The organism is Sphingomonas sp. LM7 (assembly GCF_002002925.1).
GTDB lineage: Bacteria > Pseudomonadota > Alphaproteobacteria > Sphingomonadales > Sphingomonadaceae > Sphingomonas.
Window position 1 is genome coordinate 2,757,544 of record NZ_CP019511.1, and the last position, 12,373, is coordinate 2,769,916.

Here is a 12,373-nt window from a genome sequence, read left to right on the forward strand (position 1 = left end):
TAGCGTTCAGCCCGTCGCGGTCGCCCGCGTTTCAGGCGTTGCGTTTTCCAGCAGGAACTCCCCCTGATCCTCGCCATCCCAATAATGCGCGCGGACGCCATGGACCTTGATCAGCGTGAGGCCGGGGGTGTCGACGCCGTCCTTGAACCACAGGGCCAGATCCTTGGTCCAATGCGCTTCGAACTGCGCCTTGTCCTTGATCAGCTCGGCCTTGCCTTCGACATGAACGAACACCGGCTTCATGCCGAGCAGGCCGCCCTTGCCGTGGAAGCTGAGCGCGCAGTTCGGGTTGGTGCGCAGATCCTCGACGGTACGCGTGCCTTCGCAGGCGAAATACCAGCTGTCGCCGTCATATTCGACGTCACGGTTGTTGCTCATCGGCCGGCCGGCGATGGTGCCGCCGTCCGAATGGGTGGAGAGCGTCGCGAAATCGATGTCTTTCATGATCTTGGCGAGATCGGCCAGCGTCTTGGTCATGAATCCTGCTCCCAATTGGTTATGCGGGGGCAGAACGCAGGCCGGCGGCTTTATCTCCAGTCGAGTTCGGTCCAGCCGCGCACCCGCGCCAGCGATCGCAGCGGGCCATGCGCGTTCACCGCAAAGGCTTCATCGGCCCAGTCGAGCAACGGCGCGTCCGAGACATGATCCGAATAGGCGCGGACATGCACGTCGCCCCGGGCGATCCCTGCCCCTTCCATCCAGTTTTCGATCATGCGGAGCTTTACGGGCCCGTAACAGTTATTCCCTTCGATCAGGGAGAGAACACGGCCTTGCCTATCGCGCCTCGCCTGTGTGGCGACCACATCGTCAAAATCGAGCAGCCGGGCGATCGCGGCGGCGTAATAGCCATGCGACGCCGTCGCCATCACCAGCCGATAGCCCGCGGCGCGGTCTGCCTCGATGCGTTCGCGCGCATCGTGAAGCACGCCCGTCTCAAACTCGGCATCGGCGAAGCGGGCGGCGACGGCATCCATGTCCGCCACCGTGAGCGCACGCCCCAGCAACAGGCGCTGCGAGAGCTGCTTCAATCGGCTGCGGTCGATCAGCTTGAGCAGATATCCAAGCCCGGCAACGCCAACCAGCGGCATCAGCGCCAGGCGCCACGGCGCCCGCGCGCGCGCCGCATGGACCAGGAACCGCGTCCAGGTCGGCGTCGCGGTGATCGTCTTGTCCATGTCGTAGATGGCCAGGTGCTGCATTGGCGCATCTAGGCATTCTCAGCATGCCAGAGCAAATCCTTGCCGTTCCAGCGCGAATCGCCGAAAGGAGACGGCGATGAGGGGAAGCGCAGATTTCGAGCGAATCGACGCAGGCGAAGGCACGACGCTGCGCTTCACCGGCAACCTGTCGCTTGCGTGTCTGCGTGACCTGCCCGATCGCCTCAATGCGATCGACGGTCCGGTGGCGAAGCTCGACCTGAGCGAAGTCGAGCGGATCGATACGGTCGGCGCGTGGCTGGTCCATCGCTTCGCGCGCGACCACGGCTCGACCGTGGAGGGGCTGGAGGAAGACGAGCAGCATCTGCTCGATCAGGTCGCCGCCGCCGAGCACCCGATCGAATTGCCGCGCAAGCCCGCCGATCCGTTCACCCGGATGCTGGGCGAAGTCGGCGATGCGATCTTCGTTGCCGGCCACACGCTATATGGCCTGCTCGGCTTCATGGGCGCGACGACGATCGCGTTCTGGAACGTCTTTACCCATCCCAAGCGCTTCCGCTTCAACGCGACCGTGCACCGCTTCGAAGTCGTCGGCGTCTCCGCGCTCGGCATCATCGGGCTGATGAGCTTCCTGATCGGCATCGTCATCGCACAGCAGGGCGCAGTGCAGCTCCGCCAGTTCGGCGCCGAAGTCTATACGATCAACCTGGTCGGCCGCATTACGCTGCGCGAACTCGGCGTGCTGATGACGGCGATCATGGTCGCCGGTCGCTCGGGCTCTGCATTCGCCGCGCAGATCGGCACGATGAAGCTCACCGAAGAAATCGATGCGATGCGCACGATCGGCGTCTCGCCGATGGAGGCCTTGGTGGTCCCGCGCACGCTGGCGGTGGTGCTGATGATGCCGCTGCTCGGCTTCTACGCGTCACTGGTCGCGATCATGGGCGGCGGGCTGCTTTGCTGGATCAGCCTCGACATCCCGCCGATCACCTTCATCCAGCGCATCCGCGAAGTCGTGCCGCTCACCGATCTGTGGGTCGGCATGGTCAAGGCGCCGGTGTTCGGCGCGATCATCGCCATTTCGGGCTGTTTCCAAGGCATGCAGGTTGAGGCAGACGCCGAGCAGGTCGGCAATCGCACGACGATCGCCGTCGTCCAGGCGATCTTCCTCGTCATCGTGCTCGACGCGTTCTTCGCGGTGTTCTTCAGCGAAGTGGGCTGGATCTGATGGCGCGGCGCGAACGGGACGACGTGATCATCCGCGTCCAGGGCCTCAAGAACGGCTTTGGCGAGCAGATCGTCCACGAGAATCTCGATCTAGAGGTGCGCCGCGGCGAGATCCTCGGCGTGGTCGGCGGATCGGGCACGGGCAAGTCAGTGCTGATGCGTTCGATCGTCGGGCTGCAGACTCCGATCGAAGGCAGCATCGAAGTGTTCGGCGAGAGCACGATAGGCCGCGAGGAGACCGAGGCCACCAATATCCGCAAGCGCTGGGGTGTGCTGTTCCAGGGCGGCGCGCTGTTCTCGACGCTGACCGTGTCCGAGAACGTCCAGGTCCCGATCAAGGAATTCTACCCCGGGCTCGACCAGGCGCTGCTTGAGGAGATCGCGGCGTACAAAGTGGTGATGACCGGCCTTCCGCCCGATGCCGGCCCCAAATTCCCCGCCGAACTTTCGGGCGGCATGAAGAAACGCGCCGGCCTCGCCCGCGCGCTGGCGCTCGATCCCGAACTGCTGTTCCTCGACGAGCCGACTGCGGGTCTCGATCCGATCGGCGCGGCCGCGTTCGACGAGTTGACCGCGTCGCTCCAGAAGACGCTGGGGCTGACGGTGTTCCTGATCACCCACGATCTGGATACGTTGTACGCCATCTGCGACCGGGTCGCGGTGCTCGCCGACAAGCGCGTGATCGCCGTCGGCACGATCGACGAACTGCTCGCTCTGGACCACCCGTGGATCCAGGAATATTTCAAGGGACCGCGCGGCCGCGCCGCGGTCGCCAGTGCCGAACGGGCCAGCGCCGAGCGGGCTGAAGCGAGGACATGAGGCTCTAATGGAAACCCGATCCAACCATGTACTCGTCGGCGCGGTGGTGCTGATCCTGCTTGCGGTGCTGGCACTGTTCATCGTCTGGCTCGCCCGGATTGGCGGCGGCAGCGAGCGCCAGTACGACATCTTCTTCAAGCAATCGGTCGACGGGCTCAATCCGGGCTCGGCGGTGAGCTTTTCGGGCGTGCCTTCGGGGCAGGTGAAGGAAATCTCGTTCTGGAAGCCCGATCCGAGTCTGGTCCGCGTCCGCGTCAGCGTGAACGACGACGTGCCGATCCTCGAAGGCACCACGGCGTCGATCCAGGGCAGCTTTACGGGGCCGAGCACCGTCCAGCTCGACGGCGCCGTCAAGGGTGCGCCGCCGATCGTCTGCCCCGAGCACAATCCGCGTGCGGCTTGCCCGCTGGGCGTTCCGGTGATCCCGACCAAGCAGGGCGGGCTTGGCGCGCTGCTCAGTTCGGCGCCGCAACTGCTCGAGCGCATTTCGACGCTGACCGAGCGTCTCTCCGACCTGCTGGGGGACAAGAACCAGAATTCGATTGCCGGCATCCTCGCCAACACCAATCGCCTGACCGACGCACTCGCCGACCGCGGGCCCGAGATCGCCGCGACGCTGGCCGAGACGCGGATCGCGATCCAGAAGTTCGGGCTGGCGACCGAGGAACTGGGCAAGCTCGCCACCACGACCAACGGCGTGCTCGCCGACGATGTCCGGCCGACGATCGCCAACCTCAACCGCACGATCGGATCGGCGCGCAAGAGCATGGAGACGCTCGACGCGACGATCGGCGATGCGCGGCCGGGGCTGCAGGCGCTGTCGAAGAAGACGATCCCAGAGATCGGCCAGCTCGTCCAGGATCTGCGCGTGATGTCGACCAGCTTGGCGTCGGTGGCCGAGAAGCTCGATCAGGGCGGTGCCTCGAGCCTGGTCGGCTCGCCCAAGCTGCCTGACTACAAGCCCAAGTGAGGACCAAGATGAACAAGCGCGCTTTGCTCCTTGCCCTGCCGCTGCTGGCTTCCGTGAGCGGCTGCATCTCGTTCGGCGGCAAGCCGCCCAAGTCGCTGCTGACGCTGACCCCGGCCGCGACGCTGCCGGTCGGCGAATCGCAGCGCTCGAACGTCGCGGCGACGATCACCGTCGCCGTGCCGTCGCTGCCGCAGGAGCTCGCCTCGTCGCGCGTGCCGGTGCATTCGGGCGGGACGGCGATCGCCTTCGTCAAGGACGCGCAATGGGTCGAGCGCCCGTCGCAGCTACTCCAGCGGCTGCTTGGCGACACGATTACCGCCAGGACCGGACGGCTGGTGCTCAGCTCGCGCCAGTCGCTCACCGATCCGGGCGCCTATCTGATGGGCGAGCTGCGCCGCTTCGGAATCGAGGAAGAGACCAGCGAAGCAGTCGTCACCTATGACGCCGCGCTGATCCGCGGGCCCGAGACCGTCGTCGAGAAGCGCCGCTTTGAAGCACGCGTGCCGGTGGCCAAGATCGAAGCAGCATTGGTCGGAGCCGCGCTCAACCAGGCCGCCAACCAGGTCGCCGGCGAAGTCGCCGACTGGGTCGGCAAGTAACGCCAACGGATTCGCGAGCGAAACGCCCTACGGCGCGCGGCGCACCGGCGCCTGCGCGTTGCAGATGTCGGCGCCGCCCGCGGGCACGGTGAAGAAGGGCGGCTTGCGGTTCTCGCGCTCGCTCAGCCAGGCGGCGAAGCGCACATTGTCGGTCGCGCGATACTGAAAGCGCGGACGCTCGTCCTCAGGAAGCTGGCTGGCAAGCCGCACCGACAGGATAGGGACATGATCGGCGTCGTTCTCGTAGATGCCCAGGCTACCGCCGCCGCGCGGCAGCGCCGACAGCCATTGCATGCCTTCGACGACGCGCCCGATGACGGCGATATTGCGGTCGAGATGCCGCGGTGCATGGCCGATTACTGCATAGAGCGCGGCGCCGCTGCCGGTGCTCGGTGCCATGTCGCGCGCGACGCCAACCATGCCGTAGCAATGCGCCAGCCAGCTCGCCTTGCCATCGGTCGCGACCGGCCAGCCATCGGCGCTGTGGCCGGTCTTCGCAGCATAGGGATCGGGGCGCGCGAAACTGGTGACGCCATCGTAGCGCGCCCATTCATATTCCGCGGGCGGGTTCTCGATCACGGTCGGCGGCAGCGGCTTCTTCTCGGTTGGATCGCCCCATTGGGTAACGTAATTGTCCTGGACGCGATAAATGGCAGTGCCGTCCCACCAATGCGCCTCGGCCAGCTTGCGGATGTTGGTGACGTGCGCCGGGGTATAGCGCGGGGCGAGGCGGATATAGACCTGATGCCCGCCGCGCAGCGTCATCACCAGCAATTCGCTGTCGGGAATCGGTTGCCAATCGGCTGCCGCGGCGTCGGCCGGCGAAGGCGCGGCGGGTGGCGCGGTCTGGGCAACGGCGGGAACGGCGGCGGCGAGCGCGGAAAGCGCGAGCAAGGGCTTGAGCATTGCCCGAGACTGGCACGCGCGCCCGCGCTTGCCTAGCCCGCCCGCACGGGCTAGTGCCCTCGCCTTCCGGGTATGCGGAGCGGTGGCCGAGTGGTCGAAGGCGCTCGCCTGGAAAGTGAGTATACGCCAAAAGCGTATCGTGGGTTCGAATCCCACCCGCTCCGCCATCGCCCCGAGATCCGCAAGCAATGACAGCCTCCCCGCACGGGGTCGAAGCGTAGGTATGACGGCGCCGGCTAGCCGCCAGCGCCGTTTAATTCCGCGTTTCGTATCAGTACGATCCGACGGGCGCCCAAGCTGTGGCGCTCGGAGCTCCTAGAACCTGAAGATAAGCGCCGCCCGGGCGGCGTGGGATTCGAAGCGCGGATCGCTGCGGCGGAATTCGGTGCCGGGCGCGCCGAACAGAATGAAGGGATTGATCGGCGAGGCGATCCCCTGGACCGCGCGGACGCGGTAATCGTCGTCATTGTAGCGCGTGTAGAGATATTCGAGCCCGATCGAGACGTTCGGCGCGATCTTGTGTTCGATGCCGCCGCCGCCGGCGACGCCCCAGCTGTAGGAATCGCCGTTGTCGAGAAAGGCGTTGGCGGCGTTGTTGGTGCGGAAACTGTTCTTGATCCGCGCATAGGCCGGGCCGCCGCTCACATAGGCCAGCGTCTTGCCGCCGAACGCGTAGCCGGCGCGCAGGCGCAGATTGGCTTCCCAGTCGATCGAGCGCGTCATTGTGTAATAGGCCGGGGTGGTGCTGAACGCGCTGACGCTGTCGCGCGCCTCGCTCCGGCCGAACTCGCCGACCGCGCCGACCACGACATTGCCGAACTGGAGGTCCCAGCCCGCGCGAACATGATATTGGATCCCGTCGCGATCGTCTTCGCAGCCCGCGCTCGGAAGCGCCACGCCGCGGCCGCCGCAGAATCCCGGCGAAAACGCGTCGGTGCCCGCCGTCGTCGTCACGACATCGTCGGTGCCGTCGAAGCCGCGATCGAACAGGATCGTCTCGCTGTCATCCGCGCCCTGAAAGCCATAGCCATAGGACAGCCCGACATACGGGCCGTTGAATTCCTGCGCCGACGCGGCCGGGATCGCGAGGACGGTGAGGATGCCGGATGCGGCCAGTATCGCGCTGCGCATGATAGTCTCCCTTTGTCGTTAGAACAGGTAAGTCAGCAGAAGGCCGTTGAGGCCGATGATGATCGCGGTGACGCTCCACGCGGCGATGCGAATCCAGCCGCGACTGGCAAAGCGGCCCATGCGCGCAGGATCGCTGGTGAAGCGCACCAGCGGGACCACCGCGAAAGGCAATTGCAGGCTCAGCACCACCTGGCTCAGGATCAGCAGTCTCGCCGCTCCGCTATCGCCCCACCATGCGACAACGATCACTGCGGGGACGATCGCGAGCGAGCGCGTGATCGTTCGCCGCAGCCACAAGGGCAACCGCAGGTTGAGAAAACCCTCCATCACCACTTGTCCGGCGAGCGTGCCCGTTATCGTCGAATTCTGCCCCGCGGCGAGCAGCGCCACACCGAACAACATGCTCGCCGCGCCGGCCCCCAGGATCGGCGTCAGCAGATGATAGGCGTCCTGGATCTCGGCAACGTCGGTGCGCCCGGTGCCGTGAAAGGCGGAGGCGGCGAGGATCAGGATCGCGGCGTTGACGAAGAAGGCGAGCGCGAGCGCGATGGTGCTGTCGATCGTGGCAAGCGTGATCGCTTCGCGCTTGCCTTCGTCGCCGCGATCGAACCGGCGGGTCTGGACGATCGCCGAATGGAGATAGAGATTGTGCGGCATCACGGTCGCGCCGAGAATGCCGATCGCGATATAGAGCATCGCCGGATTGGTCACGATCTCGCTGCTCGGGATCAGCCCGGCGCCGATCGCGGCGATGCTCGGCTGCGCCATTGCCAGCTCGAAACCGAAGCAGAGCGCGATCACGATCAGTAGCGCGACGATGAACGCCTCAAGCTTGCGGAAGCCGTAGCGCTGGAGCGCGAGGATCAGCAGCACGTCGATCGCGGTGAGCGTGACGCCCATTACCAGCGGGATGCCGAACAGCAGCTTGAGCGCGATCGCAGTGCCGAGCACTTCGGCGAGATCGCAGGCGATGATGGCGAGTTCGCACAGGCTCCACAGGCCCAGCCGGACCTTGGGCCCATATGCGTCGCGGCACGATTGGGCGAGGTCTAGCCCGGTGACAATGCCGAGCCTTGCTGACAGCGACTGGAGCAGCATCGCCATCAGGTTCGACAGCAGCACGACCGAGAGCAGGGTGTAGCCGAATGCCGATCCGCCGGCGATGTCGGTGGCCCAGTTGCCCGGGTCCATATAGCCGACCGCGACGAGATAGCCCGGGCCGGCGAACGCGCCGAGCTTGCGCCAGAACTTGCCCGGCCCCGCCGGCACCGCGACGCTGCGAAACACGCCGGCGAGGCTGGGCTGGCGCTCGTTTTCAATAGTGTCAGCGATCCCCGCCGGAAGGCCGGGATCGCTGGCATAAGGCGGCATTTCTAGTTGGCCGCGCTGAGGCGGATCGAACCGTTGACACCGGCCGGGAAGAAGCCGCCCCGATCGGTCGCCATCTTGTTGAGGAAGACGATGTTGAGCACCTGTCCGGCCGAGCGGCTATAGGCGACGCCGCTGCTGTCGGTCGGCACGATGTTGGTTGCGGTGCTCGCCCCGGTGCCGGTGGCGCGCACGCCCTGGTCGAGATCGCTGCTACCGTCGAGGCTGTCGCGCGCGTTCGAGATCGCCTCGGTCGCGTCAATGAGCGTCGGCGCGGCGATGCCCTTGCGGTAGAGCACGGTGCGGACGAGCCCGGCGTGATAGGCTTCGGCAGCAAGGATGCCCGCTGCGGCCTCGAGAAAGGTCTTGTTGGTGATCAACGGCGACGCGCCCTTGTATGCAGTCACCCCGACATCTTCGAAGATGTACGCGCCGAGCAGGAAGTTCTCGTCGTTCGCATAGGGGTCGAACGAAGCCCCTGCCCCGATCAGTCCGGCGGCGCGGGCAGCGCTCGAAAAGGCGCCGGTCGCGCTGGTGCCGATGTCGATCGCCGGCTGGGCAACGGCAGTCGCACCGATAGCGCCGCGCAGGAAGCGGACATGCGCCTGCTCGTCCGCGGCGATCTCGCGGGCATATTGCGCCACCAGCGGATCGACGAAGGCAACTTGCCGTCCGCCGGTCACCGTCCCCTGGGTTCCCGTGCCGCCGAGGATCGAGCTTGGTAGACCCGCGCCGGTTGCTGCGTAGGAGTAGAATTGCGCTTCGAGATATTCGAGGTTGAGCGCGAAGTTGAGAACATCGGCATCGGTGATGCCCGGCGCGGGCGTCGGCGTCGGCGTGATGATCGGCGTGAATTCGCCGGGTTCGTCGCTGCAGGCAGCGAGCAGCGCGCTGCCCGCGACCGCGGCAGAGGCGGCGCTCGCCACCTTGATGAAGCGGCGGCGGTCGGCCCGGCGCTGGTCGCATGCCTCGAGCACTTCGAGGATCTGGTCGTGCTGGTTCATGACGTAGCTCCCTGTAAGGCTTAGTTGGCGGCGCTCAGACGAAGGGCGCCGTTGACGCCGCTCGGGAAGAAGCCGCCGCCGGTGACGGCAGCACGATTGAGATAGACGATGTTGAGCACCTGGCCCGCCGACCGGCTGTAGGCGAGGCCGTTGGCGTCGAGCGGCGCGATGTTGCTGGCCAGAGTCGCGCCGGCCCCGGTGGCGCGCACGCCCTGGTCGAGGTCCGACGTGCCGTCGAGGCTGTCGCGCGCGTTCGAGATCGCCTCGGTCGCGTCGATCAACGTCGGCGCGGCGAGGCCCTTGGCGTAGAGCGTCGTGCGGATCAGGCTGGCATGATAGGCCTCGACCGCGAGGATGCCTGCGGCGGCTTCGAGGAACACCTTGCTCGAGATCAGCGGCGACGCGCCCTTGTATGCAGTCACCCCGACATCCTCGAAGATGAAGGCGGCAAGCAGGAAATTCTCGTCATTGGCATAGGGATCGAACGACGCGCCCGCGCCGATTAGCCCTGCCGCGCGCGCAGCGCTGGAGAACGCGCCGGTCGGGCTGGAGCCGATGTCGATGGCGGGCTGTGCCACCGCCGTCGCGCCGATCGCGGTGCGCAGGAAGGTGACGTGCGCGATCTCGTCCGCCGCGATCTCACGGGCATATTGCGCGACGATCGGATCGGTGAAGGTCGCCTGGCGTCCGCCGGTCGCCGCGCCGGGGGTGCCGGTGCCGGTCAGCAGATTGGCGGCCAGGCCCGTACCGAACGCCGCATAGGAATAGAATTGCGCTTCGAGATATTCGAGGTTGAGCGCGAAGTTGAGGATGTCGGCATCGCTCGGCGCGGTCTGGGCGTGGAGCGGTTGGGGCTTGTTGACCAGCGCGAAGCCGCCGGCGATCGCCGACGCCGTTCCGAACGCCTTGAAGAAATCACGCCGCGCACTGCGGCGTTCCACGCGCGCGTCGAGCGCGCCGAGCAATTCGGTCTCGGTTGTCATTGGACCTGCCTCCCTGAGTTGCAGTAGGGAAGGGAACCCGGCGCTCGATATGCAAGTTCCGGCAAAGGCCCTGTTGGGTACGGTGGCGTACGGGCTGCATCTTTTTGGCTTCGACTGACGAATCTTCTCTGTAGTTCGTCAATGAGGTGAGGATGCCAGCAGATCGCATGGCGCGTTCGGCGGCGCAGGAACCGTGCGCCAACTTGTTGATACGCCTTCTGGCTCCTGCAGACGCTCGCCTGCTTCAACCGCATCTGCAGCGTGTTCGATTTTCGCCCGGCGAGGTCGTCGTATCGCCTGATGCGCCGCTCGCGCGCCTGATCTTCCCCGAAACGCTGATGGTCGGCTTTTGCGACGGCGGCAGAAGCTTCGCGCAGATCGGCGTCGTCGGCCGTGAGGGGATTGTCGGATGGCCGCTGCTGCTTGGCAGCATCAGCTCGCCGCTGCTCGGCATCGCCCAGATGGAGGGCGGATCCGGGCTTGCCATCGGTGCCGAGCGCCTGCGCGAGGCGTGCCATATCAGCGCCTCGCTCAGCAGTGCTCTATTGCGCTTCGTCCACAATTTCATGACGCAGATGGCGTGCACGATCGTGTCCAACGCGTCGGATCCGATCGAGCGGCGCGTGGCGCGCTGGCTGCTCATGCTCCACGACCGCGCCGGCGAGGACACGCTCGCCTTGACGCACAACCATGTCGGCAATGCGCTCAACGTGCGGCGCGCGAGCGTCACCGATTGCATGCATGTGCTGGAGGGCGAAGGCCTGGTGCGCTGCCAGCGCGGGCGGATCGTGATCCGCGACCGCGCCCGTCTCGAGGAACTGGCCGGGGATGCCTATGGCGGGGTCGAGGCGCATTATCGCCGCGATATCGGTCCGTTCGGGCGGAATGCCTGAGCGACTGCCTACAGCGTCGAAAGCGGCGCAGACCCCAATATCGCGCCGCTGGGCGCCTGGTGCGGCAGGCCATCGGCGGGCTCCAGCGTGACGGCGATCACTGCGCCATCCTGCAGCAGCGCGCGCACCGCCGGTTCCGCGGCGACGTTGCTCACGCCGGTTCGGTTGATCAGGCCCAGCGATTGCGGGGCGCCGCCGGCGGGAACCACCCAAAGCTCGGGGACGCGCTGGCTTTCGGGCAGGCGCACGGCGCGGACGCGCAGCGTGCCGCTCGCCTGATCGTAGCGCGCGACGAGCAGCGCAGCGCCGCTCTGGTCCAGCAGCTGCGCCACCGCAGCTTCGGCCGGCCGAATAGGTTCGGGCGCTGGGCGAGTCAGCAGCAGCACCGCGAACAGCGCAGCCGCGGCGCTCGCCGCAACCGCGCCCGCACGCCAGGCGCGCAGCTTGCGGAGCACTCCGCCGGAAGCCACCGGCGCAAGCATCTGCTCTATCCGCGGCCACACCCCTGTGCCGGGTGCGGCGCTCGGAATCTCCGCCAGCATCGGCGCCAGCCGCTCCTGCCAGGCGGCTACCGCGGTGCGGAAGCTGCGGTCGGCAAGCTGGAGCCGCAAGGCGCGGACCCGGTCCTCGCCTTCGATCACACCCAGCGCCAGCTCGGCGGCGAGCAAGTCGAATTCCTCGGGAGAGAGCACTGCGTCAGCCATCTTCGATGCACTTTCTGACCTGTGCCAGGCCGCGGCGGATCCAGCTCTTCATCGTGCCCAGCGGCACGCGCGCGCGCTGGGCCAGTTCGGAATAGGTAAAGCCTTCGAGAAAAGCGGCGCGGATCGAGCTGCGCGGCGATTCTTCCAGCGCGTCGAGGCATTGATGGAGCAGGCCGCGCGTGTCTGCAGTGTCCTCGCCGACACTCTCCGTCGCTTCGGTCTCCGCCACATCGGCAGCGCCGGCCAACGCCGCGTCGTACCGCCCGGCAGCGCGCCGCCAGTCGATCGCACGGTTTCTGGCGATCATGCACAGCCAGGTGATCGGACTCGCACGCGCCGGATCGAATGCCGCGGCACCCTGCCAGACTTTGAGATATACTTCCTGCAACACGTCTTCGGCCAGCGCGCGTTCCCCGAGAACATGGAGGCATATGCCGAACAGTTTTGCCGATGTCAGCTCATAGACAGTGCGTAGCGCCGCCCGGTCTCCCAGCGCGACACGCTCCAGCTCGGTGACAAGACGCTTACGGGCAGGGTCGGCAACCGTCATCCGCAACACCTCGCCTCAATTCAGAAAGCGTAAACGCCACCAGAGCGTTTCGGCTCCGTCCC

The 12,373-nt window shown here is 66.4% G+C and carries 14 protein-coding genes and 1 tRNA gene; 6 read left to right on the forward strand and 9 right to left on the reverse strand.

Going from position 1 to position 12,373, the window contains the following annotated elements; all coding sequences use genetic code 11:
• Positions 1 to 6 precede the first annotated feature (6 nt).
• On the reverse strand, positions 7 to 477 hold the full coding sequence (locus BXU08_RS12535; RefSeq protein WP_077510365.1) for a pyridoxamine 5'-phosphate oxidase family protein: 471 nt from the start codon (positions 475 to 477) through the stop codon (positions 7 to 9).
• Positions 478 to 527: 50 nt separating this feature from the next.
• A complete protein-coding gene (locus BXU08_RS12540; RefSeq protein WP_077510366.1) occupies positions 528 to 1,199 on the reverse strand; it encodes an HAD family phosphatase in 672 nt (223 codons plus the stop codon).
• Positions 1,200 to 1,275: 76 nt separating this feature from the next.
• On the opposite strand from BXU08_RS12540, the gene BXU08_RS12545 reads away from it, so the two are divergent.
• Genes BXU08_RS12545 through BXU08_RS12560 form a run of 4 tightly spaced genes read left to right on the forward strand, consistent with a single transcriptional unit; the run spans position 1,276 to position 4,772 of the window.
• Positions 1,276 to 2,385, forward strand: a complete 1,110-nt coding sequence (locus tag BXU08_RS12545) for an ABC transporter permease (RefSeq protein ID WP_077510367.1) — start codon at positions 1,276 to 1,278, stop codon at positions 2,383 to 2,385.
• Positions 2,385 to 3,203, forward strand: a complete 819-nt coding sequence (locus tag BXU08_RS12550) for an ABC transporter ATP-binding protein (protein ID WP_077510368.1) — start codon at positions 2,385 to 2,387, stop codon at positions 3,201 to 3,203. The genes BXU08_RS12545 and BXU08_RS12550 overlap by 1 nt, the downstream gene beginning before the upstream one ends.
• Before the next feature lie 7 nt (positions 3,204 to 3,210).
• On the forward strand, positions 3,211 to 4,173 hold the full coding sequence (locus BXU08_RS12555; protein WP_077510369.1) for an MlaD family protein: 963 nt from the start codon (positions 3,211 to 3,213) through the stop codon (positions 4,171 to 4,173).
• 8 nt (positions 4,174 to 4,181) lie between these two features.
• Complete coding sequence (locus tag BXU08_RS12560; RefSeq protein WP_077512356.1) at positions 4,182 to 4,772, forward strand: ABC-type transport auxiliary lipoprotein family protein; 591 nt, start codon at positions 4,182 to 4,184, stop codon at positions 4,770 to 4,772.
• 27 nt (positions 4,773 to 4,799) lie between these two features.
• Here the strand turns inward: BXU08_RS12560 and BXU08_RS12565 are convergent, their stop codons facing one another.
• Positions 4,800 to 5,678 (reverse strand): peptidylprolyl isomerase, encoded by an 879-nt coding sequence (locus BXU08_RS12565; RefSeq protein ID WP_077510370.1) that lies wholly within the window; start codon positions 5,676 to 5,678, stop codon positions 4,800 to 4,802.
• Positions 5,679 to 5,754: 76 nt separating this feature from the next.
• Between BXU08_RS12565 and BXU08_RS12570 the strand changes: the two genes are divergently transcribed.
• A tRNA-Ser gene (locus BXU08_RS12570) sits at positions 5,755 to 5,845 on the forward strand.
• 148 nt (positions 5,846 to 5,993) lie between these two features.
• Here BXU08_RS12570 and BXU08_RS12575 read toward each other — a convergent pair.
• From BXU08_RS12575 to BXU08_RS12590, 4 genes are read right to left on the reverse strand one after another with little or no spacing between them, the layout of a single operon-like run.
• Positions 5,994 to 6,809 carry an outer membrane protein gene (locus BXU08_RS12575; protein WP_077510371.1) on the reverse strand — a complete coding sequence of 272 codons (816 nt, stop codon included), beginning with the start codon at positions 6,807 to 6,809 and terminating at the stop codon, positions 5,994 to 5,996.
• 18 nt (positions 6,810 to 6,827) lie between these two features.
• Positions 6,828 to 8,180 carry an Nramp family divalent metal transporter gene (locus BXU08_RS12580; protein ID WP_077510372.1) on the reverse strand — a complete coding sequence of 451 codons (1,353 nt, stop codon included), beginning with the start codon at positions 8,178 to 8,180 and terminating at the stop codon, positions 6,828 to 6,830.
• A gap of 2 nt (positions 8,181 to 8,182) precedes the next feature.
• Positions 8,183 to 9,181: a ferritin-like domain-containing protein gene (locus tag BXU08_RS12585; RefSeq protein ID WP_077510373.1), complete on the reverse strand. Its 999-nt coding sequence runs from the start codon at positions 9,179 to 9,181 to the stop codon at positions 8,183 to 8,185.
• A gap of 20 nt (positions 9,182 to 9,201) precedes the next feature.
• Positions 9,202 to 10,164, reverse strand: coding sequence for a ferritin-like domain-containing protein (locus tag BXU08_RS12590; RefSeq protein ID WP_077510374.1), 963 nt, complete (start codon positions 10,162 to 10,164; stop codon positions 9,202 to 9,204).
• A gap of 152 nt (positions 10,165 to 10,316) precedes the next feature.
• Between BXU08_RS12590 and BXU08_RS12595 the strand changes: the two genes are divergently transcribed.
• Entirely contained in the window at positions 10,317 to 11,057 is a 741-nt protein-coding gene (locus BXU08_RS12595; RefSeq protein WP_077510375.1) for a Crp/Fnr family transcriptional regulator, read from the forward strand.
• An 8-nt stretch (positions 11,058 to 11,065) separates the two neighbouring features.
• On the opposite strand, the gene BXU08_RS12600 is transcribed toward BXU08_RS12595, so the two are convergent.
• Positions 11,066 to 11,761: an anti-sigma factor domain-containing protein gene (locus tag BXU08_RS12600; RefSeq protein WP_077510376.1), complete on the reverse strand. Its 696-nt coding sequence runs from the start codon at positions 11,759 to 11,761 to the stop codon at positions 11,066 to 11,068.
• Entirely contained in the window at positions 11,754 to 12,311 is a 558-nt protein-coding gene (locus BXU08_RS12605) for a sigma-70 family RNA polymerase sigma factor (protein WP_077510377.1), read from the reverse strand. Before BXU08_RS12605 ends, BXU08_RS12600 begins: the two co-directional genes overlap by 8 nt.
• Between the last annotated feature and the right edge of the window lie 62 nt (positions 12,312 to 12,373).

Bases quoted from the DNA above. Each gene is read 5' to 3' on its own strand.
- BXU08_RS12585 (WP_077510373.1), bottom strand. From the start codon at position 9,181: ATGAACCAGCACGACCAGATCCTCGAAGTGCTCGAGGCATGCGACCAG.
- BXU08_RS12595 (WP_077510375.1), top strand. From the start codon at position 10,317: ATGCCAGCAGATCGCATGGCGCGTTCGGCGGCGCAGGAACCGTGCGCC.
- BXU08_RS12545 (WP_077510367.1), top strand. From the start codon at position 1,276: ATGAGGGGAAGCGCAGATTTCGAGCGAATCGACGCAGGCGAAGGCACG.
- BXU08_RS12535 (WP_077510365.1), bottom strand. From the start codon at position 477: ATGACCAAGACGCTGGCCGATCTCGCCAAGATCATGAAAGACATCGAT.
- BXU08_RS12575 (WP_077510371.1), bottom strand. From the start codon at position 6,809: ATGCGCAGCGCGATACTGGCCGCATCCGGCATCCTCACCGTCCTCGCG.
- BXU08_RS12590 (WP_077510374.1), bottom strand. From the start codon at position 10,164: ATGACAACCGAGACCGAATTGCTCGGCGCGCTCGACGCGCGCGTGGAA.
- BXU08_RS12560 (WP_077512356.1), top strand. From the start codon at position 4,182: ATGAACAAGCGCGCTTTGCTCCTTGCCCTGCCGCTGCTGGCTTCCGTG.
- BXU08_RS12580 (WP_077510372.1), bottom strand. From the start codon at position 8,180: ATGCCGCCTTATGCCAGCGATCCCGGCCTTCCGGCGGGGATCGCTGAC.
- BXU08_RS12565 (WP_077510370.1), bottom strand. From the start codon at position 5,678: ATGCTCAAGCCCTTGCTCGCGCTTTCCGCGCTCGCCGCCGCCGTTCCC.
- BXU08_RS12540 (WP_077510366.1), bottom strand. From the start codon at position 1,199: ATGCAGCACCTGGCCATCTACGACATGGACAAGACGATCACCGCGACG.
- BXU08_RS12550 (WP_077510368.1), top strand. From the start codon at position 2,385: ATGGCGCGGCGCGAACGGGACGACGTGATCATCCGCGTCCAGGGCCTC.
- BXU08_RS12600 (WP_077510376.1), bottom strand. From the start codon at position 11,761: ATGGCTGACGCAGTGCTCTCTCCCGAGGAATTCGACTTGCTCGCCGCC.
- BXU08_RS12555 (WP_077510369.1), top strand. From the start codon at position 3,211: ATGGAAACCCGATCCAACCATGTACTCGTCGGCGCGGTGGTGCTGATC.
- BXU08_RS12605 (WP_077510377.1), bottom strand. From the start codon at position 12,311: ATGACGGTTGCCGACCCTGCCCGTAAGCGTCTTGTCACCGAGCTGGAG.